This is a genomic window from Lactiplantibacillus sp. B652 (assembly GCF_023806745.1).
GTDB lineage: Bacteria > Bacillota > Bacilli > Lactobacillales > Lactobacillaceae > Lactiplantibacillus > Lactiplantibacillus pentosus.
The window spans coordinates 129,232-151,282 of record NZ_JAMSKY010000008.1 but is presented as its reverse complement, the minus strand read 5'-3'; the positions used below and the strand labels follow the sequence as shown (position 1 = coordinate 151,282).

The 22,051-nt window shown below is 43.5% G+C and carries 20 protein-coding genes; 17 read left to right on the top strand and 3 right to left on the bottom strand.

The annotated features are described in order from the left end of the window. Positions 1–166: 166 nt before the first annotated feature. The 6 genes from MZO40_RS11010 (at position 167) to MZO40_RS10985 (ending at position 5,875) form a co-directional block, all read left to right on the top strand. Positions 167–898 carry a sugar phosphate isomerase/epimerase gene (locus MZO40_RS11010; RefSeq protein WP_105960872.1) on the top strand — a complete coding sequence of 244 codons (732 nt, stop codon included), beginning with the start codon at positions 167–169 and terminating at the stop codon, positions 896–898. A 15-nt stretch (positions 899–913) separates the two neighbouring features. Then, positions 914–2,110 carry a cation:proton antiporter gene (locus MZO40_RS11005; RefSeq protein ID WP_252133280.1) on the top strand — a complete coding sequence of 399 codons (1,197 nt, stop codon included), beginning with the start codon at positions 914–916 and terminating at the stop codon, positions 2,108–2,110. Then, positions 2,107–3,615: a sodium:solute symporter gene (locus tag MZO40_RS11000; protein WP_105919569.1), complete on the top strand. Its 1,509-nt coding sequence runs from the start codon at positions 2,107–2,109 to the stop codon at positions 3,613–3,615. Before MZO40_RS11005 ends, MZO40_RS11000 begins: the two co-directional genes overlap by 4 nt. Positions 3,616–3,768: 153 nt before the next feature. After that, positions 3,769–4,605, top strand: coding sequence for an alpha/beta hydrolase (locus MZO40_RS10995; protein ID WP_105919570.1), 837 nt, complete (start codon positions 3,769–3,771; stop codon positions 4,603–4,605). Positions 4,606–4,618: 13 nt separating this feature from the next. After that, the gene (locus MZO40_RS10990; protein ID WP_105960873.1) at positions 4,619–5,455 is read left to right on the top strand and encodes an alpha/beta hydrolase; all 837 of its coding nucleotides are present in this window, start codon (positions 4,619–4,621) and stop codon (positions 5,453–5,455) included. A 12-nt stretch (positions 5,456–5,467) separates the two neighbouring features. Further along, positions 5,468–5,875 carry a YueI family protein gene (locus tag MZO40_RS10985; protein WP_050338151.1) on the top strand — a complete coding sequence of 136 codons (408 nt, stop codon included), beginning with the start codon at positions 5,468–5,470 and terminating at the stop codon, positions 5,873–5,875. Positions 5,876–5,906: 31 nt separating this feature from the next. On the opposite strand, the gene MZO40_RS10980 is transcribed toward MZO40_RS10985, so the two are convergent. Then, complete coding sequence (locus MZO40_RS10980) at positions 5,907–6,728, bottom strand: MurR/RpiR family transcriptional regulator (RefSeq protein WP_088770357.1); 822 nt, start codon at positions 6,726–6,728, stop codon at positions 5,907–5,909. A 531-nt stretch (positions 6,729–7,259) separates the two neighbouring features. On the opposite strand from MZO40_RS10980, the gene MZO40_RS10975 reads away from it, so the two are divergent. The 7 genes from MZO40_RS10975 to MZO40_RS10945 all read left to right on the top strand — a co-directional run bounded on the left by MZO40_RS10975 (position 7,260) and on the right by MZO40_RS10945 (position 14,995). Continuing rightward, a complete protein-coding gene (locus MZO40_RS10975; protein ID WP_216681032.1) occupies positions 7,260–8,336 on the top strand; it encodes a GntR family transcriptional regulator in 1,077 nt (358 codons plus the stop codon). Positions 8,337–8,645: 309 nt separating this feature from the next. After that, entirely contained in the window at positions 8,646–10,046 is a 1,401-nt protein-coding gene (locus MZO40_RS10970; RefSeq protein ID WP_050338154.1) for a sugar porter family MFS transporter, read from the top strand. 16 nt (positions 10,047–10,062) lie between these two features. Beyond that, positions 10,063–11,664, top strand: coding sequence for a xylulokinase (locus MZO40_RS10965; protein ID WP_105961040.1), 1,602 nt, complete (start codon positions 10,063–10,065; stop codon positions 11,662–11,664). Between the two features lie 17 nt (positions 11,665–11,681). Continuing rightward, on the top strand, positions 11,682–12,410 hold the full coding sequence (locus MZO40_RS10960) for an L-ribulose-5-phosphate 4-epimerase (RefSeq protein WP_050338156.1): 729 nt from the start codon (positions 11,682–11,684) through the stop codon (positions 12,408–12,410). A gap of 53 nt (positions 12,411–12,463) precedes the next feature. Next, positions 12,464–13,888 (top strand): L-arabinose isomerase, encoded by a 1,425-nt coding sequence (araA, locus tag MZO40_RS10955; protein ID WP_105961039.1) that lies wholly within the window; start codon positions 12,464–12,466, stop codon positions 13,886–13,888. Positions 13,889–13,962: 74 nt separating this feature from the next. Beyond that, positions 13,963–14,532, top strand: coding sequence for a sugar O-acetyltransferase (locus tag MZO40_RS10950; RefSeq protein WP_105961038.1), 570 nt, complete (start codon positions 13,963–13,965; stop codon positions 14,530–14,532). A 64-nt stretch (positions 14,533–14,596) separates the two neighbouring features. Next, positions 14,597–14,995, top strand: coding sequence for a YueI family protein (locus tag MZO40_RS10945; RefSeq protein ID WP_050338159.1), 399 nt, complete (start codon positions 14,597–14,599; stop codon positions 14,993–14,995). Positions 14,996–15,085: 90 nt separating this feature from the next. Here the strand turns inward: MZO40_RS10945 and MZO40_RS10940 are convergent, their stop codons facing one another. Both MZO40_RS10940 and MZO40_RS10935 read right to left on the bottom strand, forming a co-directional pair. Then, positions 15,086–17,476 (bottom strand): phosphoketolase, encoded by a 2,391-nt coding sequence (locus MZO40_RS10940; RefSeq protein ID WP_105922940.1) that lies wholly within the window; start codon positions 17,474–17,476, stop codon positions 15,086–15,088. A 170-nt stretch (positions 17,477–17,646) separates the two neighbouring features. After that, positions 17,647–18,414 carry a DeoR/GlpR family DNA-binding transcription regulator gene (locus MZO40_RS10935; protein WP_056952980.1) on the bottom strand — a complete coding sequence of 256 codons (768 nt, stop codon included), beginning with the start codon at positions 18,412–18,414 and terminating at the stop codon, positions 17,647–17,649. Positions 18,415–18,738: 324 nt separating this feature from the next. Here MZO40_RS10935 and MZO40_RS10930 point away from each other — a divergent pair, with 324 nt between their 5' ends. The 4 genes from MZO40_RS10930 to MZO40_RS10915 are packed head-to-tail and all read left to right on the top strand — an operon-like array spanning position 18,739 to position 21,982. Beyond that, complete coding sequence (locus MZO40_RS10930) at positions 18,739–19,206, top strand: PTS sugar transporter subunit IIA (RefSeq protein WP_050338162.1); 468 nt, start codon at positions 18,739–18,741, stop codon at positions 19,204–19,206. 32 nt (positions 19,207–19,238) lie between these two features. After that, on the top strand, positions 19,239–19,535 hold the full coding sequence (locus MZO40_RS10925; protein ID WP_050338163.1) for a PTS sugar transporter subunit IIB: 297 nt from the start codon (positions 19,239–19,241) through the stop codon (positions 19,533–19,535). 34 nt (positions 19,536–19,569) lie between these two features. Further along, on the top strand, positions 19,570–20,841 hold the full coding sequence (locus tag MZO40_RS10920) for a PTS galactitol transporter subunit IIC (RefSeq protein WP_050338164.1): 1,272 nt from the start codon (positions 19,570–19,572) through the stop codon (positions 20,839–20,841). A gap of 31 nt (positions 20,842–20,872) precedes the next feature. After that, positions 20,873–21,982 carry a zinc-binding dehydrogenase gene (locus MZO40_RS10915; RefSeq protein WP_375710941.1) on the top strand — a complete coding sequence of 370 codons (1,110 nt, stop codon included), beginning with the start codon at positions 20,873–20,875 and terminating at the stop codon, positions 21,980–21,982. Positions 21,983–22,051 lie beyond the last annotated feature (69 nt).

Sequence of the window (22,051 nt, the reverse complement as noted above, 5' to 3'; positions counted from 1 at the left end):
TGTATGTTAAGTTAATAGCGTAATAATCATTTTAACAATTCAACCGCTACTAAAATTGTGCAACTAGTATTCACAGACAAGGCAGGTGCCTTGTGTGAACACCTAGTTTGCAAGATTTTGAGTAGCGGTTTTTTATTTAGGTAAATTTGAAAGGTGGCTTTATATCATGCAGGTTGGAATCAACACCGCTGTTTATGAAGATGAAGTTAAGGCGGGGGCAAGTCAACTTGATTGCATTAAAACATTAGTTGGGCGAAATGAGATTGGCGCTGTGGAAGTTCGGGGTGAATTCTTTAAGCCAACGACTAAGGACACCGAGTTAGCAGCGATTAGCCAACTGTGTCGAGATAATCATTGGGATCTGTACTATTCAGTTCCAGAAGAACTGTTTGGCCCGAACGGATATAATGCCAGTTTGCAAACTAATCTGGACATGGCAGCGAAATACCAGATTAAATCATTGAAGTACAGTTTGGGGAAAGTCTCCTTGATGTCATCATCAACCTTGTCGCAGTTACGGCAACTCCTGAAGAGTAGTCAGACACAGGTCACGATTGAGAATCAACCAAATGACAATGGTCAGTTAGCAGTCGTTGAAACGGCCCTCGACTGGATCAAGCAACAGAAGTTACCGCTGGGATACACTTTTGACTCCGGTAACTGGTATTGGATCGATCAACAGCCGGAGCCAGCATTTACAACGCTAAAATCTGCCATTACAGTTTTTCATCTTAAAGATATCAAGAATCAAAATACGGTGATGTTGGGTGACGGTGACACTGATTGGCGGCAATTATTAAAAGCGCTGCCTGAAACAACTCCTGTCTTCATTGAATACAATATTCAGAGTCAAAATTTACCGGAACAAATTGCGTTGGTCCAACAAGCGTTAAGTTAGCGAGGTTCAATCAATATGAATTATCTTTTGCAATTGGTTTTAATTTTAGTGCTAACCAAGTTGGGCGCACATCTGGCTAATAGATTTAAATTACCAACTGTGATTGGTGAATTGTTGGTTGGTGTATTAGCCGGACCAGCCGTCTTTCATATATTGACGTATGGCACGTTTATTCATTATTTTGCAGAAATCGGTGTCATTATTCTGATGTTTATTGCGGGACTTGAGGGGGATTTAAAACAATTATTCCATTACTGGAAACCCGCATTGACCGTTGCAACATTAGGTGTAATTTTCCCAACTGCGGCAGCCGTTCTCCTGTGTGTGGGCATGTTCGATTTCTCGTTAAAAACGGCGCTTTTCTTGGGACTAATTCTGAGTGCCACTTCGGTCAGCATCACCGTACAAGTACTTAAGGAAATGTCGTACCTAAATACACGTGAAGGGGCCATCATTTTAGGCGCTGCGGTTGCGGATGATATTATCTGCGTCGTCTTATTAGGAATCAGTACGAGTTTGTTTGGAACTGCCAGTACGCAAAATTCATCGATTATTGGCATGGTCGTCCCCAAAGTGTTGTTCTTTGTGATCGCGATCGCATTGGCTAAATGGCTCGTTCCAGTCTTTCTAAAGATAGCTAGCAAAATTCAATCTTCTGAGAATGTGACGACTGGCGCGTTAATCCTTTGCTTTGGCTTTGCATTCTTAGCAGTTGAAATGGGAATGAGTGACGTGTTAGGGGCCTATATTGCGGGGCTTGCAATTTCAGAGACTAACTTTAAGGAACAATTGGCCGCTAAGATTGAACCGATTGGTTATGCCGTTTTTATTCCAGTGTTTTTCGTAAGTATCGGACTCGAAATTACATTTAAGGGCATGCAAAATGATCTTATATTTATTGGATTATTGCTATTTGTTGCCATCTTAGGAAAACAAATTGGTGGTGCAATCGGTGGCAAATTATTTGGATTGACTTGGAATGAAGCCAATATTGTCGGGGCTGGAATGGTTTCACGTGGTGAGATGGCATTGGTTGTTGCGAATGTTGCCGTCTCTGCAGGCCTGATTGACCATAACCATTACACGGCAATGATTGTGGTAACCGTCATGGCAACACTCATTGCACCGTCAATGCTCAAAGTATTCATTCAACGTGGTAAGCGTGTGGTATCAGGGATTCAATTAAATAAAACAAGTGAGGCGAAATCATGAGTAAAGTTGGATTTGGAGCTCTAAATTGGATTGTGTTAGGAGCTTATTTATTAGCAATGCTGGGTGTTGGGGCGTATTTTACTAGAAAAGCTAGTAAAAATACGGATTCGTTCTTTAAAGCAGAAGGACATATTCCAGCATGGGCAGCCGGGTTCAGTATTTATGCAACAACGTTAAGTGCGATTACATTTATGTCGACGCCTGAACAAGCCTTTTTAAGTGATTGGGCGTACGCTATCGGAAGTTTTTCAATTTTAATCATTATTCCTATCTTAATTAAGTTCTATATTCCGTTCTTCCGTAAGTTGAAGGTGACGACGGCGTATGAATATTTGGAAGAACGCTTTAGCCCAGTAATGCGGGCCATCAGTAGTTTGTTATTCGTTCTGTATCATATTAGTCGTGTGGCGATTGTGATTTATCTGCCAATTATTGCAATTACCTCGGTTTCAAATATCAATCCAATTTTGATTGCCATCGTCGTTGGTGGTTTATGTATCCTATACACCTTCTTAGGTGGGATTGAAGGGGTTATCTGGAGCGATGTTATTCAAGGTTTCTTACTACTTGGTAGTGCCTTGTTGATCTGTGTACTCGGTATTTTCTACATCAAAGGTGGTTTTGGTACGATCGTCAACGATGTTGTGACGAACCACAAATTCATTTCTGGTAATGATTTCAATATCGGTGATTTATCCAAATTCGTCCCATTGATCTTAGCTGGTCAAATTTTCAACAGTCTCTATCAATACACTGGTAGTCAAGATGTTGTTCAACGTTACCAGACGACTGCAACGATCAAAGATACGAACAAGTCGATGTATACTAATGGTTGGCTAGCGCTGATCACAATTCCGCTATTCTTCGGAATGGGCACGATTTTATATAGTTTCTACCAACATAGTGCCAGCTTACCGGCCGGATTTAACACTAGTGCTGTTGTGCCATACTTTGTGATTACGCAAATGCCAGCTGGGGTTGCTGGGTTAGTGATTGCCGGAATCTTTGCGGCTGCTCAATCAACAATTGCTTCAAGTTTGAACGCGATTTCGTCATGTGTGATTACTGACTTCAAACAACGGTTCTTTAACGACAAGTTCAAGAACAGTAATGACGTGACATTGGCCCGTGGCATTATTATTCTAGCAGGTTTATTAGGGCTTGCAGTTGCCATTTACCTCTTGATGGGTAATGCTTCGCAGATTTGGAATCTCTTCTTATCGGTTACTGGTATCTTCGGTGTTCCGATTGCTGGGATCTTTGCAGTTGGGATCTTCACTAAGCGCGCTAATACGGTCGGCGTTTTAACTGGATTAGTCTTGAGTGTGGGATTATCATTCTGGGTACAAGCAATGAATATCTCTTCATTATTGGTTGCCTGTGTTGCGTTTGTCTCATCCTTCATTCTAAGTTACGTTATCAGCTTGTTATTCCCAAGCCATAACCATGATGTGACTGGTCTGACAGTATCAACGATCAATGAAGCCTACACTAAAAAACAGTAGTCAGTAGGATGCGTCATTATTTGAAATTCATTTCTGATGTCATTAACTGACAGTTATTAAAGCCGAAGACTCGATTATCTCAATGTTGGGAGATAGTCGAGTCTTCATGGTTCGTATTGTTGACAAATCGATAGTTTAAAAGGGGGTCATTACATGAAGCTTGAAACATTGGTGCTACACACGCCAGAAGGTGAGCCGTTTACCATGTGGCGTTACCAGCGCGACCAATTTACGTTATTTCCAGATGAACGGCAGTGGCCACTGGCCTTGATATTTCCAGGTGGTGGCTTTGCCGGTTATTCTGAACGTGAAGTTGAAGCCGTGGCGCTCAAGTTCTTGGCCAAAGGATATCAGGCAATTGTCGTTAAGTACAACTTAACCGCGGACGGGCCATTTTATCCGACAGCGGCGACGATTGGGTTAACCGCCTTGAGCTATGCGCAACAACATGCTCAGGAGTGGGACGCTGACCCGCACCATATTACTGCAGTTGGATTTTCTGCCGGCGGTCATTTAGTTGCGGTGATGACGGCCTTGGGTGCTCGTGCTGACTTCTTACAACAGCATGGATTTAAGTCTAAAAGTATACTGCCATTTGCACAAGTTCTCAGTTACCCAGTGATTGACTTGACCCTGGGCTTTCCAACTAATCATGCTGATTTAATGGCGGTTACGACGGATGAGACTTACTGGCATGCTCAGAGATTGGTGACTGCCCAAACGCCGCCGACTTTCATCTGGGCAACACGGACTGACGAACTTGTTCCGGTCGTGAATAGCATTCAATATTTGAATGCGTTAGTTGAACATGACATTCCGTTTGAAAGTCATATTTATGCATCGGGTGTTCATGGATTGGCTTTCGGTGATTTGGCAGATTCACGATATTGCCATCCCGAAGATTTGGCACCGCAAGTTCAGAACTGGTTTCCAATGATGTTGCGCTGGCTTCGCACACAGTATGCCAGTCAGAATCCAACCGAAATTTAGGAGGTGGATCAAAATGAAATATGAGCAAGTCTCATTAGCGACACCCCACGGCTTTGCCTTCAAGCTAACTTGCTATTGGAAAACGCAATTAAAAGAAGATGCTGATCCGCGTCAGTGGCCCATCATTTTAATCTTTCCCGGTAGTGGTTTTGTTCAGATGACTGAACGAGAAGCGGAACCAATTGCGCTCGCGTTTAGTGCACAAGGGTATCAGACTGTAGTCGTCGATTATAATTTGTTGGATCGTGGCCCGATTTATCCCAATGCGATTGACGTTGGTCTGACGGCCTTACAATATGCCCGAGATCAAGGTCCTAAGCATTATGGCGATGCTCACAAAATAATCCTCATGGGCTTTTCAGCCGGGGCGCACGTTGCGGCATTAACTAACGCGTTCGGTAAAGATGAATCCTATCTACAGGAGCACGGGTTTGGCTCGGAATCGCTAACCTCAGCGTTGCAAGTCTTGGGTTATCCGGTCATTGACTTGGCGGCCGGGTTTCCAGCGACTCGGGATGAGGCAGTTAAGATTAGTCCAAATGAGCGCTATTGGGCGACTCAAAAGTTAGTGACGGCAGCGACTCCGCCAACTTTTATTTGGAATACGTGTGCGGATGCAGTTGTCCCGTCATATAACAGTTTATTGTACGCGACAGCTTTGGCTCAGCATGGTGTTGACTACGAGATTCATACTTTCACGCATGGCAAACACGGGCTATGTTTGAGTACGGTAGAGACGAGTCGCTACAATTATCCAGAAGATATTGAAGTCCGAGCTGCAGAATGGGTACCGTTAGTCTTGAGTTGGCTGAGTGAGATGCTTGGCTTAACACATGTCGATCTGAAGTAAGTAGGTGAGTAGATGCAACGTGAGCAAAATGACTTAGATGCCCGTCTTCAAAATGCGATGTTCGGCCTACCAGTCTTGAATCCAGATGAACAGCACCGCTATCTGGGAACATTCCATGAACGAATTGAACTGCGCATAACGTTTGAGCAAGCGCTACGCTATGATTTTACCCCAGCACTGATAGCGCTATTTAAAAATCCAATTACCTATCAATTGTTACTGCACGGACAACTAGATATGGATGTTATGGGACGCTATATTCGATTAGCCAATCAGCAACAAGTCCGCTTTGCAATCAAGAATAGTCAGTTTTATCATCACACTGCCAGCAGTAGTGCCATCATATTATGTACGGATCATGCTATTGATCGAGAAACAATTGATGCACAACAACGGTGTCCTAAAATTGTCCAACCGTAATCAAAATGAGCCCCTTAACGGCGGCTCATTTTTAGTGTTTACCGAATTTATTATCCGTAATCAAATCAATCGTATGGTTCATTTGGTCGCGGTACTGGGCGTTCTCCAGCAGCATTGCGGCAATGATATCCAGTTCATAGGTAATGGCAAATTGGGAGTTAACAAAGCGCGAGTTGTTCACAAATTTGCTGTTTTTGACTAGCAAAGTGAGGTCACTGAGTTCGGCCAACCGGCTTTGCTCATCGGAAGTAATGGCGATGACCTGCGCGTGTTTCTTCTTCGCTAATGCGACTGAGCTATTCACTTCGATCGTGGCGCCAGTAAGTGAGATGGCTAAGATCACATCGCCGGGTTGCATGATACCACCACTAATGTACATGATATGGGTGTCCGTCATCGAAAAGGCGGCGATGCCCATCCGAATCAGACGTTGGGTCATCTCTTGAGCCGTATAGCCTGAGCTGCCTAAGCCATACAGATAAACCCGTCGCGCCTTGGAGATTAAATCGACGGCAGCGTGAAGGTTGTCAGAATCAAGCCGCTCACGGGTCCCACTGAGAATTTTTTGATAATAACTATAGACTTGATCTGCAACAGTGTCCTGAGTGCTGACCGTCGCGACTGGATTGCTAGGACTTTCTGCTAGCAAGATTTTAAAGGCATAGAAACTCTCACACCCCATTTTCTTCACAAAGCGGGTGATCGTCGCATTACTCACATCAGCGTCCTTAGCGAGGCTCGAGATGGTCATTTTTTGAACTTGTTTCGGTTCCTGAATGACTTTTAAGGCCACCTTGCGTTCTTGCCGTGAAAGCGAGGAGTAAGCTTCTTCAACTGTGTTTACGATACTCATGATTGAACTCCTATCATATTTCTCTTATGCTAACGCTACAATAGCATAGTTTGAGTGGAATAGGAATGATCAATGATGCTCAATATTGGGGGTGAAATGGCCATCTCCATGAGAAAGTTTTTGAATTAGAGCACGTACAATCTTGGGATGAAATCGAAAGTTAGTCTTAGGGGCTAGCTGTCAGTTAAGAAGTAGTCAGTGGTGAAGATGATGGCTGGGAATATGGATGATTGTTGATTTCAGATTATAGCGTCTGATTATCAGGATGAAATTAACTGTTTATAATTTATACTGATAAATTCAAAAAGCGCTTTACTTATTCCATGAATTCACCGCTCGACTTGAATGAATGCTGATGAAACTAAGCATATCATTACTGGCTTTTGTTATAATAGGGTGTGAGATATAACAGTCAAAACTGATGGTTTAGAAGTGCCATTAAGCGTATTTTTAGCCGCAGTGCGTGACAATGTGGTAAGAAAGCAATTACTATTAGCAGGAGATCGATAGTAATACGGGTGAAGAAGAAACATGGAAAATAAATATCAAAAAGTTAAGGATTCCTTGCGTGAGGCAATTCTAGCAGGCGAATATGCCATCGATGAAAAGCTGCCAACAGAGTCAGAGTTGATGGCGCGTTTTTCAGTATCGCGATACACGATTCGGCGGGCTGTCGGTGATCTTGAGACGGAACACTATATTTACCGAATCCAAGGTGGTGGGATGTTTGTTCAAGACTGGCGGAAAGACTGGTCCACAGACAACAACAGCAAGATCATTGGTGTGATTGCGACCCACGTGGCTGATTACATTTTCCCACAAATTATTTATGGGATTGACCAAGTGATTTCAGATGGCGGCTATTCGCTATTGCTGGGGAATACCCATAATAATCATCAACGGGAACGCAAAAACCTGATTAATATGCTGAATAGCAACGTTGCTGGCTTGATTATCGAGCCGACCCAGAGTGCGCTGGATAATCCGAATATGGATCTGTATCAGGAAATCAAGGATGATGGGATTCCGGTACTCTTTATTAACGCCAGCTACCCTAATTTGGATTTTCAGGCAATCACGACCAACGACCAGGATGCTGAACAGCGTATGATCGAATACCTGTTTGAGATGGGGCATGAGAGTATCCTGGGCATCTTTCAGGTGGATGATATTCAAGGCGTGCACCGGATGAATGGCTTTGTTAAGGCCTATCAGGAGCAGCCCGAGATTTCATATAAAAGCAATATCTTAATGTATCAGTCCGGTGACAATTTTGATAAGCTCGCCCAACGCTTGGATGCTTATTTGCAAAACCCGTCCAGGCCGACTGCAATCGCTTGTTACAATGACCAATTAGCGATTCGCGTGATGGACTATCTCAAAGGTCGCGGGCTAAAGTTGCCAGCAGATATTTCAATCGTGGGATTTGATGACTATCACATGTCTCAATATATGAGTCCTGGCATTACAACCATGAACCACGAGAAGACGACAATGGGAGAAGATACGGGTAAGCAGATGCTACGCCTATTGAACAAGCAACCGGTCGAGTCGATCAAATATGATCCGCAATTAATTGTTCGTGACTCGGTCGCCGATTTAAACTAATTGGATAAACGATCAGCTAATCGTCTTAATCAACTTATGATTAAGGCGATTTTTTCGTCATGTTAAAAAAATAATGAGCGAAAAATACTGTTAACAATAGGGTTAGGCTTGTTATTCATACGAATAAATTAATTTGTTGTTGATTTATACGGATAAATATATTAGACTGTAGTTGTTCGAAAATGAAAGCATTTTTAAATATTAGTCATTAATCAGCGACCGACGCTGATTATATTTAACCCGTAATTGAAAGGGCTTTCTAAATCATTTGCAATTATTCAACAAATCCATATACGAGGAGGAACAACTTTGGATAAGCAGAAAAAAGTCTCAAGTAAATTTATTTTCTTCTTTGGTTCGTTTGGTGGCATTCTCTTTGGTTATGACATTGGTGTGATGACCGGGGCCTTACCATTTTTGAAGACTGACTGGGGATTGACCAACGCGACTCTGGTTGGCTGGGTAACCTCAGCAGTGATGTTCGGTGCGATTTTTGGGGCTGCGATTGCGGGCCAGCTTGCTGATAGATTGGGACGGCGGCGCATGATTCTGATGTCGTCATTGATCTTCGCAATCGGTTCGATTCTTTGTGGGTTTTCACCAAATAACGGGACCTACTATTTGATTGGTATGCGGATTTTCTTAGGACTTGCAGTGGGTGCGGCATCTGCCCTGGTTCCTGCATATATGTCAGAAATGGCGCCAGCACGATTACGTGGGAGCCTGTCCGGGATCAACCAAACGATGATTGTTTCTGGGATGCTGATTTCTTACATTGTCGATTACGTCTTAAAGGATTTACCAGAATATTTATCCTGGCGTTTGATGCTTGGATTGGCAGCGGTTCCAGCAATTATTCTGTTTCTCGGTGTTGTGAAGCTGCCAGAATCACCACGGTTCTTGATCAAAGCGGATCGTTTGGATGAAGCACGGCAAGTCTTATCCTTTGTTCGTAAACCAGATGAAGTCGATGCTGAAGTCAAAGCGATTCAAGCAACTGCTCAGACTGAAGCCAGCAACTTAGAAAAGACCTCTTGGTCAACTTTATTTAACGGTAAATATCGTTATCTTGTGATTGCGGGTGTCGGTGTGGCTGCCTTCCAGCAATTCCAAGGTGCGAACGCGATCTTCTATTACATTCCACTGATCGTCGAAAAAGCGACAGGGAGTGCCGCCAGTTCAGCGTTGATGTGGCCCATCGTTCAAGGAGTTCTCTTGGTTCTTGGCTCACTGCTCTACATCTGGATCGCTGAAAAATTCAATCGGCGGACATTGTTGATGTTAGGTGGATCAGTCATGGCCTTGTCATTCCTCTTACCAGCCGTTATCAATAGCCTGGTACCGAATGCTAGTCCGATGATGATCGTTGTCTTCTTATCAATTTATGTTGCTTTCTACTCATTCACTTGGGCACCACTGACTTGGGTACTGGTCGGGGAAGTCTTCCCACTCGCAGTACGGGGACGTGCATCAGGCTTAGCTTCTTCATTCAACTGGATTGGTTCATGGGCAGTCGGGTTATTATTCCCAATCATGACAGCCTCAATGTCACAAGAAGCAGTCTTTGCCGTCTTCGGTGTCATCTGTGTCTTAGGGGTGTTATTCGTTCGCTTCTGTGTTCCCGAAACACGTGGTCATTCACTTGAAGAGATCGAAGCAGCCGGCACGAATCATCACAAACAAGCACCAGTCCAACAGACGAGTCATTAATTAGGAGGCAAGTTAGATGAATTTAGTTGAAACAGCCCAAGCAATCGAAGCTGGCCAAGTTTCTTTAGGAATTGAACTTGGCTCAACACGAATCAAAGCCGTTCTGATTACGGATGATTTCAATACGATTGCGTCAGGTAGTTATGTTTGGGAGAACCAATTTGTTGATGATATTTGGACCTATGCGTTAGAAGACGTCTGGGCCGGAATTCAACAGAGTTACACCCAATTAGCGGCGGACGTTCGTAGTAAGTACCATACGAGTTTGAAGCATATCAACGCGATTGGTATTAGTGCCATGATGCACGGGTACCTAGCGTTTGATAAACAAGAAAATTTATTAGTCCCATTCCGGACTTGGCGTAATAACATTACGGGTCAAGCCGCGGATGAATTAACCCAATTGTTTGATTTCAACATCCCACAACGGTGGAGTATCGCGCATTTATATCAAGCGATTTTAAACGATGAAGAACACGTCAAACAAGTGGATTTCATTACCACGTTAGCTGGGTATGTGACCTGGAAATTGTCTGGCGAAAAGGTGCTGGGCATTGGTGATGCATCCGGTGTATTCCCAATTGATGAAACGACCGGGACGTACAATCAAGCGATGCTCACTAAGTTTAGCCAGCTCGATAATGTAAAGGCTTACCCGTGGGATATTCACGAAATTTTACCGCAAGTCTTACCAGCGGGTCAGGTAGCTGGAACTTTAACGGATGCCGGTGCCAACTTGCTTGATGTGAGTGGCACGCTCGAGGCTGGTAGCGTGATTGCGCCGCCAGAAGGGGATGCCGGTACCGGGATGGTCGGAACCAACAGTGTTCGCAAACGTACGGGTAATATTTCAGTCGGGACTTCGGCGTTTTCAATGAATGTTCTGGACAAACCGTTGTCCAAAGTCTATCGCGATATTGATATCGTGATGACACCTGATGGTTCGCCGGTTGCCATGGTGCACGTCAATAACTGCTCATCTGATATTAATGCCTGGGCTTCGATTTTTCGTGAATTTGCGGCTCGGTTAGGTCTGGATCTAAAACCGGATCGGCTGTATGAAACGTTGTTCTTGGAATCGACCCGCGCTGATGCGGATGCTGGCGGTTTAGCGAACTATAGTTATCAATCTGGTGAGAATATCACTAAGATTCAAGCGGGACGGCCCCTATTTGTACGGACCCCCAACAGTAAGTTTAGCTTGCCGAACTTCATGTTGACGCAATTATACGCTGCGTTTGCCCCACTACAACTGGGAATGGACATTCTAGTGAATGAAGAACATGTTCAGACGGATGTCATGATTGCTCAAGGTGGCCTATTCCGGACACCAGTGATTGGGCAACAGGTCTTAGCCAATGCGCTGAACATTCCAATCACCGTCATGAGTACCGCTGGTGAAGGTGGACCATGGGGTATGGCAGTTTTGGCCAATTTTGCTCGCCGGTCGGGTGAGACCAGCCTCGAAGACTTCTTAGATCAAGAAGTCTTCAAGAAACCTGAAAGTATGACCTTAAGTCCAGAACCAGAACGGGTCGCTGGGTACCGCGAATTTATCCAGCGCTATCAAGCCGGCTTGCCGGTCGAAGCAACCGCTGGCCAAGCCATCAACGATTAGAGAAGAGGATTAATTGAATGCTAGAAGCACTAAAACAAGAAGTCTACGAAGCCAACATGCAGCTCCCAAAGTTAGGGTTAGTGACCTTTACTTGGGGCAACGTCTCGGGCATCGACCGGGAAAAAGGCTTGTTCGTCATCAAGCCATCTGGCGTCGATTATGACGAATTGAAACCAAGTGATTTAGTTGTCGTTAACTTAAAAGGGGAAGTCGTGGAAGGGGATATGAATCCTTCCAGCGATACGCCGACCCATACAGTGTTGTATAACGCTTTTCCAAATATCGGCGGCATCGTTCATACCCATTCACCATGGGCCGTTGCTTATGCTGCCGCACAAATGGATGTGCCAGCAATGAATACGACTCACGCGGATACATTTTATGGTGACGTGCCAGCTGCGGATGCCCTGACGAAGGAAGAAATCGAAGCTGATTATGAAGGCAATACTGGTAAGACGATCGTGAAAACGTTCAAGGAACGGGGACTCGATTATGAGGCAGTACCTGCTTCGTTAGTCAGCCAACACGGTCCGTTTGCTTGGGGCCCGACGCCTGCCAAAGCCGTTTATAACGCCAAAGTGTTGGAAGTTGTCGCGGAAGAAGATTATCATACCGCCCAATTAACGCGGGCAAGCAGTGAGTTACCACAGTATTTATTAGATAAGCATTATTTACGTAAGCATGGTGCCAACGCTTATTACGGTCAAAATAATGCCCATTCTAAGGATCATGCCGTTCGTAAATAATAAGTGATTAATTAAATTTTAAAAACACACAAATAGATGAGGAGTGCTTAATTATGTTATCTGTACCTGATTATGAATTTTGGTTTGTTACCGGCTCACAACACCTGTATGGTGAAGAACAATTGAAGTCCGTTGCTAAGGATGCGCAAGATATCGCTGACAAGCTGAATGCCAGTGGTAAATTACCATACAAAGTGGTCTTCAAAGATGTAATGACGACCGCTGAAAGCATTACGAACTTCATGAAGGAAGTTAACTATAACGATAAAGTTGCTGGTGTCATCACCTGGATGCATACGTTCTCACCAGCTAAAAATTGGATTCGCGGAACGGAACTGTTACAAAAGCCATTACTGCACTTAGCAACACAATACTTGAACAACATTCCTTATGCTGATATTGATTTTGACTACATGAACTTAAACCAAAGTGCGCACGGTGATCGTGAATATGCCTACATTAACGCCCGGCTTCAAAAGCACAACAAGATCGTTTACGGCTACTGGGGCGATGAAGACGTTCAAGAACAAATTGCACGTTGGGAAGACGTCGCGGTCTCTTACAATGAAAGCTTCAAAGTCAAAGTCGCTCGGTTTGGCGATACGATGCGCAACGTGGCCGTTACTGAAGGCGACAAGGTCGAAGCTCAGATCAAGATGGGCTGGACCGTTGATTACTACGGTATTGGTGACTTAGTTGAAGAAATCAACAAGGTATCGGATGCCGATATTGACAAGGAATACGCAGACCTAGAATCTCGTTATGAAATGGTTCAAGGCGACAATGATGCGGATACCTACAAGCATTCTGTTCGGGTTCAATTAGCCCAATATCTTGGCATTAAGCGGTTCTTGGAACGCGGCGGCTACACTGCCTTTACCACGAACTTTGAAGACTTGTGGGGCATGGAACAATTACCAGGTTTAGCTTCACAATTGTTGATTCGTGATGGCTATGGCTTTGGTGCTGAAGGTGACTGGAAGACCGCTGCTTTGGGCCGCGTCATGAAGATTATGTCACACAACAAGCAAACGGCCTTCATGGAAGACTACACGTTAGACCTACGCCATGGTCACGAAGCCATCTTAGGGTCACATATGTTGGAAGTCGACCCATCGATTGCAAGTGACAAGCCACGGGTTGAAGTTCATCCATTGGACATTGGTGGTAAGGCCGACCCAGCTCGGTTAGTCTTCACTGGTTCTGAAGGGGACGCCATCGATGTGACCGTCGCTGACTTCCGTGATGGTTTCAAGATGATCAGCTACGCAGTTGACGCGAACAAGCCAGAAGCTGAAACACCGAAGTTACCAGTTGCTAAGCAGCTTTGGACACCTAAGATGGGCTTGAAGAAGGGTGCCCTCGAATGGATGCAAGCTGGTGGTGGTCACCATACCATGCTTTCCTTCTCATTAACTGAAGAACAAATGGAAGATTACGCAACAATGGTTGGCATGACCAAAGCATTTTTGAAGTAATGTCAACGTCACAAAATGGTTGTGGTTGCTACTGGCAATCACAACCATTTTTTATTAAGAGTGGAGTGATCGATATGATCAAGAGTGAAAAGGCCAAAATGTTGGCCGGCGAATTATTCAATGTGTATGATCCAGAGCTGGTCAGCGAACGAGCAGCTGCACGCCAACAAGTCGAAGCGTTTAATCAGTTAGGCGAGACGGATCCGCAACAAAGCCGAACGATAATCAAACAGTTATTTGGCGCAACCGGCGAGAAAGTCGAAGTTCACGCGACCTTCCGCTGTGATTACGGCTACAACCTATACGTTGGCGAAGACTTCTTCGCGAATTATGACTGCGCGATTTTAGATGTGGCACCAATCCATATCGGCAAACATTGCTTGTTGGGACCCAAAGTCCAAATCTATTCCGTTAATCATCCGGATGACCCGAAGTTACGCCGCAATGGTGCGATGGGAATCGGCAAGCTGGTCACACTGGGCGATGACTTATGGGTTGGCGGTGGCGCCATCATTTGTCCAGGTGTCACCTTGGGCAATAATGTGATCGTCGCTGCTGGCAGCGTCGTTACGAAATCATTTGGCGATAATGTGGTGATTGGTGGCAATCCGGCGCGGGTGATTCGGGAGTTGCCGGCGGAGTAATCGTGCTGTGAATTTGTGAAATTAAGCAGTGATTAATTTTTAATCATATATTTGAGGTGCGGAGATGGCTAGTAGACAAACTGATATTGACGCTCGTGTTCAGAATGCGGTGTTTGGTTTACCATTGTTAAAACCAGATGAGCAGCACCAATGCTTAGGCACATTTTATGAACGAATTGAACTTAAAATTACGTTCAGTGAAGCGTTAAGATATGATTGGACGGATGTTCTTGAACAGCTGATCAAAAAGAATATCAAGTACCAAATGTTGCTTCATGGGCAACTCGATATGGATATTTTAGGGCGATATGTGCGATTAGCCAATCGGTATGAGCTGTTATTTGCGATAAAAAACAGTCAGTATTATCGTCATACTAAGGATAGTGCGGCAATTATACTGTGTGCTGATCATGCATTGAATCGTGAACAAATTGACATTATGTCACGATATCCCCGGAAATAGGTACTAGGTAGAAATAACGTGCTAAATTTTAAAGGACCTCCCAAGTCACACGACTTGGGAGGTCCTTTACGTCTTATTTTTGATTATTCGTTATTTCAATGGCGTCCATTTCCAGTTTTCAACTTCAGGAATATCAGTACCTTCAGCGCGAATATAATCATGATGCTTGTCCAAGATGTCGTTCATTTCTTGAATGACGTGCGCACCTTTTTCGGCATAAGCAGGTGTTGCTAATAATGCAGCTTTGACTAAGTGGAAACGGTCAAGTTCATTACGAACACGCATGTCGAATGGGGTGGTAATGTCCCCTTCTTCACGATAACCATGAACATGTAAGTTGTGGTTATGACGATCGAAGAAGAGTGTCTTTACTAAGTCATCATAGGCATGGTATGCGAAGATGACTGGCTTATCCTTAGTGAAGAAGGCGTCAAATTCGGCATCTGATAAGCCCCGCGGATCATCCTTCTTCAGCTTCAGAAGATCAACAACGTTAATGAAGCGAATCTTCATTTCAGGGAAGCGTGCATGCAGGATTGAAACCGCAGCTAAGCTTTCGGTTGTTGGTTCGGAACCAGCAGTTGCAAAGACCACGTCTGGTTCTTCGCCGTTATCAGTGCTTGCCCAGTCAACGACACCCAGACCATCGCGAACTAAGTGTTTAGCTTCGTCCATCGTGAACCATTGTGGACGAGGGTGCTTGCTGGCAATAATCAAGTTGATTAATTGCTTACTTTGAATTGCCTTGTCAAAGGTTGCAATCAACGTATTGGCATCGCCTGGAAGATAAGCGCGTACATATTCGGTCTTCTTTTCGGCCAAATGTGAAATGATACCTGGATCTTGATGGGAGTATCCATTATGATCTTGCTGGAAGGCCGTTGATGAGGCAATCACGTTCAATGAAGGCACATCAGCCCGCCATGGAGTTTCTTCGTGAGAATTCCGTAACCACTTGAAATGTTGCGTCAACATTGAATCCACAACGCGTAAGAATGATTCATAACTTGCAAAGAAACCGTAACGACCAGTTAAGTTGTAAGCTTCCAACATCCCTTCGTCCATGTGTTCTGACAACATGGAATCAATGATCCGGCCTTGAGGGGCTAACAAAGCATCGTTAGGCTCATGGATTGGTTCCATCCATTGCCGCTTAGTATCTTCAAAAGCAGCGCCTAATTTGTTAGACAAGGTTTCATCAGGGCCCCAACCACGGAAGTTCTTGTTATCCTTATTTAATTTAATCAGATCACGGATGTACTTACCAAGCTCAGTCATATCTGAGCCATCTTCCTTGCCATGATCCTTGTTATCCAAAGCATAATCATCAATATTTGGTGTAATTAAATCTTTAGTTAACTTACCACCGTTGGTAACGGGGTTGGCTGCCATTCGTGCTTGGCCTTCCGGAATGATTGCCGCAATTTCTGGTTTTAACGTGCCGTTTTCATCAAATAATTCTTCTGGTTTGTATGACTTGAGCCAGTCAACCAGCTTGTCGGCGTGTTCCATATGGTTACGATCGACAGGAATTGGAATTTGGTGGGCCCGGAATGAACCTTCAATTGGTTCGCCGTCCCAGCTCTTAGGGCCAGTCCAGCCTTTAGGTGCCCGGAAGACGATCATTGGCCACTTAGGACGAGATTCATCATTGTTATCCTTGGCATTCTGACGAATTGCGTGGATTTCTTCAATGACTTTATCCAATTCTTCAGCCATGAGGTGATGCATCTTAGCAGGATCCGTTCCTTCAACAAAGTGTGGATCCCAGCCGAGGCCTTTGAAGTAGTCTTCTAGTTCTTCATGTGATTCACGTGAAAGTACCGTTGGGTTAGAAATCTTAAAGCCGTTTAAGTTCAAGATTGGTAAGACGGTCCCGTCAGTAATCGGGTTGAGGAACTTGTTAACTTGCCAAGAAGTTGCCAATGGGCCAGTTTCGGATTCGCCGTCACCAACAACCGTTGCTGCAATTAAACCAGGGTTATCAAGTACCGCACCAGCACCATGCAGGATTGAGTAACCAAGTTCGCCACCTTCGTGGATTGAGCCCGGTGTCTTAGGATCGGCATGGGAAGCAACCCCACCTGGGAATGAGAACTGTTTGAATAAGCGCTTCATCCCAGCTTTATCTTGTGTGATCTTAGGATAGGTTTCAGTGTAAGTCCCATCTAAGTAAGAGTTTGAGACCATGACTTGACCACCGTGACCAGGACCTTCGATGTAGAACATGTTGAGTCCGTACTTATTGATTGCCCGGTTCAGATGGGCGTAGATAAAGTTTTGACCCGCAATCGTGCCCCAGTGGCCGATTGGGTGGACTTTAACATCAGTTGCCTTTAAGGGTTCCTGAAGTAGTGGATTGTTCAACAGATAGAGTTGACCAACTGAGATGTAGTTCGCTGCGCGCCAGTATTCATCAACACGCTTTAAGTATTCATCTGAAGAGTAATCAACGGATTTGGATTTAATTGCTTCACTCATTATTTTGCAACTCCTTTGCAAATATTTGTTTTATTTATCATTACGGTTATTATGATAGCGGTTTCAAACATAAAGTCAAGTGGAATTTGGCAAATTTATGTGGTGCGTATTAAAAGATGCTCAGACTCACCGCCCAACAACGGGCTTGTCTAAGCATCTTTTTTGATTGATTATTTGCCGCTGATTAATGAAATATCGGCCAAGCGGATCTGTTTTGCTAAGCGGCTATCTAGTTGATCGTCAGTGATGATTGCATCAACGTTATCGATATCAGTGGTCTTATATAGTGCGTTCTTTTCAAATTTAGTGTGATCGGCCAAAATGACCTTCATTCGGCAATGAGCCATCATTTTTTTGGAAACTTCAACTTCCTCGATGTAATGATTGGTAATACCAGCTTGGAGGTTGACGCCGCCACAGCCAAAGAAGCCAATATCAGCATAGAGATTGTCGATGTTGTCTAACGTGATTGGCCCTGATAGAGAGCCTTCACTTGTTCGCATTGTGCCACCTAGTAGAACGAACTGAATGTCTTTAACGAATTGCAATGAATTTAAAACAAAAGTCGAGTTGGTAATTACGGTTAAATTAGTTAGTTGACTGTGCTTGATTTTTTCGGCAACTTGAAATGCGGTGGTGCCGTAATCAAGAAAGATAGATTCGCCGTCGTGGATAAGCCGAAGTGCATTAGTAGCGATTTCTTTCTTTTCAGCGACAGCTTCATGCTGTCGCTTTCCATACTTGGTTTCGTTAACGCTTTGCGGTGTCGTTGCACCACCACGGATTGCTTGGACTAGTCCTTGCTTATCAAGTGTATAGATATCCTTACGAATCGTTTCACGTGAGACATCAATTTCTTTACTAATATCCGTGATTTTGATCGTCCCCTGCTGCCTCAATTGATCTAGGATGTATTTTTGACGCTGCATAATTTCCATCGGGCTTAACCTCCCCAAAAAATAAAGTATTTTCTATTTGTAATGATATCATATATTTTGCATTTATTTGCAAGATGTTTATCTAAAGTGAATAAAATTCTTAATCAATCGTCACATATGAAAGCGCTTAACGAATTATTATATATGACTTTGTGAATGCAATAACTTGGTTTTTATGACGTATATTGCCTTGCCAAGTTATCGTTGCAAAGAACGATTAAAAAGTTTTTTAAAGAAAAGTATTGCAAAAGATTTGCAAAATGATACAATTTGAATTGTTGAAAGCGATTACATTAAACATAAACACGAAGGGAGCGACTTATTTTGAGTGAAAATCTTGTCGAAGTAAGTGATTATTTAAGAGATCAGCTGATTTTCTTGCATACTTCTTTTAAAACGTCGAGTGATCTATTTACTGCTATTAATAAAGCAGCTCAGGAAAATGGCTTTGTTACTGATCAGTTTTTGCCAAAAATTATTAAGCGGGAAGCAACTTTTCCAACTGGTTTGCAATTAGAACATCGGGGAGTCGCAATTCCCCACACTGATGCAGATACGATTAATAAAGAATTTGTTGCTGTGGTCATTAATGATGAGCCAATTGAGTTTAGCCGGATGGATGATCCAGATCAGACTGTAGGTGCAAAGCTAGTCTTTGTACTTGGATTGAATAAGCCACATGCCCAATTAGATATGCTTCAAGCGTTGATGGGAATCATTCAAGATAATGAGTTAGTAAATTCATTGGAAAATGCGAATGATGCTGATCAAATCCATCAGCTATTAAGTTAAGACAAAAATATATTATATCAGGAGAGATTATCATGAAAAAATTAAATGTATTAGTAGCTTGCGGTGCCGGAATTGCAACATCAACGGTGGTTATGAAGAAGGTTGAAGATTTATTTGCAGAGAATGATATTGATGCTAACTTGATCCAAATCAAAATTGCTGAAGCTGCTTCCAAGCAGGATGATGCAGATATGCTGATTTCAACGACTGTATTGCCAACTGAATATAAGATTCCAGCAATTAAAGCAATGGGATTCTTAACTGGCCTTGGCGTTGATAAGCTGCAGGATGAAATCTTAACTAAAGCTCGCGAAATTCAAGCACAATAATTAAGAGCTAGGGTTTTAAGCAGGAGGATGCGTTATGAAAGTATTATCTGATGTTGTTCAAAGCATCATTAATGTCGGCCCCAGCGTTATGCTTCCCATTATCATCTTTATTGTTGGGTTAATCTTTCGAGTTAAACCGGGTAAGGCATTAACTTCTGGGATCACGGTTGGTATCGGGATGATTGGAATTAATTTAGTTATCAATTTATTGACGACTAGTGTTGGCCCTGCCGCACAAGCGATGGTTAAGCGCTTTGGGTTTCATCTGACAATCATTGATGCTGGATGGCCGGCTGTTTCCGCTGGGACATGGGCACAGCCAATCTCAGCGATTATGATTCCAATTATTTTAGTTGTTAACGTTGGTTTGATCCTATTAAATCTCACTAAGACACTAGATATCGATATTTGGAACTACTGGCACATGATTGCAGCAGCTGCTACGGCATACGTTGTGACGAAAAACTGGTGGTTTGCAATTATCTGCGGGATTATTTATGAAATCGCCGTCTTGGTCATTGCCGATAAAACCGCGCCAAAAGTTGCTGAATTCTACGGTCTGGAAGGGATTAGCTTCCCAACTGGGTCTGCCGCAGCCTATGGATTACTTGGTATTCCGATTGGCTGGGTTGTCAGCAAAATTCCTGGAATCAGAAAATGGGACGTTGATCCACAAACGATTCAGAAGCGTTTCGGGGTCTTCGGTGAACCCATGGTTATGGGGATTGTAATTGGGATGTTACTTGCTGCTTTGGGTGGTTATAGCGTACCAAATATTTTGAAGCTTGGAATGTCAATGGGTGGTGTTATGTTCTTAATGCCACGGATGGTTAAGATCCTAATGGAAGGGTTAATCCCAATTCAAGAAGGTGCTCAAAAATTACTTCAGGAGAAGTATGGGAACCGTAAGATTTACTTAGGGATGGATGCCGCACTTTCGACTGGATCACCAGCGACTTTAGCAACTGGGTTATTAATGGTACCGATTACGTTATTCTTAGCGATCATTTTACCCGGTAACCGCGTATTACCATTCGGTGATTTAGCGACAATTCCATTCTTTGCGGCTTTAATTGTTCCTAGTCGTAAAGGAAACATTGTGCATTCAGTACTCTCTGCAACTATCGTCATGGTATTTGCATTATTGATGGCAACGGACTTCGGTCCAACGTTAACTTCGATGATGCACGGGATTGTAGCCTTCCCTAAGGGCGCATCGGAAGTGACCAACCTAGATACTGGTGGTAACATCTTGAACTGGTTGATTTTGAAACTATCACAATTAGTACAGCCGCTATTTAATTAATAGAGATTATCCGTAGAAAGGAAAATAGATTATGGATACTGTAAAAACAAGTAAAACTGATGAAGCAAACGGGACAAAGACTATGGAAGCCGTTGTTAAAACGGAATCTGGTTATGACAATATGGAATTAAAGCAAATCCCAATTCCTGAAGTAACGGGTGATAAAGTATTACTGAAAGTTGCTTATACTGGAATTTGTGGGACAGATATTCATACTTTCAAGGGCCAATATGCAAACGCCGTAACGCCATTAGTTTTGGGCCATGAGTTTTCAGGAGAAGTTGTTAAGGTCGGACCTGATGTTACAACATTGAAGCCAGGTGACCGAGTAACTAGTGAAACAACCTTTGCAACGGATGAAACGTGTGTCTATTGTCAAAACAAGGAATACAATCTGTGCCCTAATCGTGTCGGAATTGGAACTAAGGCAAACGGATCGATGGCCAATTACGTGTTAACACGTGAAGAAAGCGCCCACGTATTACCAGACAACGTGTCCTATAAAATGGCCGCAATGTCAGAACCGTTAGCTTCATGTGTGCATGCCATGTATCAAAAGACTCCATTCACTTTACATGATACTTTGTTGATTATCGGACCAGGACCAATGGGCTTACTTTCATTGCAGATTGCCAAGGAAATTGGTGCATTTGTAATTGTATCTGGGATTACTAAGGATGCTGATCGGCTACAAATCGCCAAGGAATTAGGTGCAGATATTGTTGTAGATACTCAGAAGGAAGATCTATCTAAAGTTGTAATGGACGCAACGGATGGTATTGGTGTTACCAAGGTCTATGACTGTTCTGGGGCAACGCCAGCTGTTAACGCCGCTTTACCATTAATCCGTAAGGGCGGGACTTTCCAACAAGTTGGTCTATTTGCAAAACCAATGAATGAATTAGATGAACGTTCAATTATTCAGCACGAAATTACCTACCGTGGTTCTCGTTCACAAAACCCATATGACTGGTCAATTGCTTTACATCTTGAAAGCAAGGGTGCTATCAATCAAGACGCAATGATCACAAAGGTCTTTGATCTGGAACATTGGCGTGATGCGTTTGACGCGATGATGGCCGGTAAAGAGCTTAAAGTCATGATTGCTTCTAATCCAGATGACCCAGATTTAGCAGATTAATACCAAAAAATAATTTAGTTGATTCCAAAAAAGAGAAATCGTTGCGATTTCTCTTTTTTGTCGTGGACT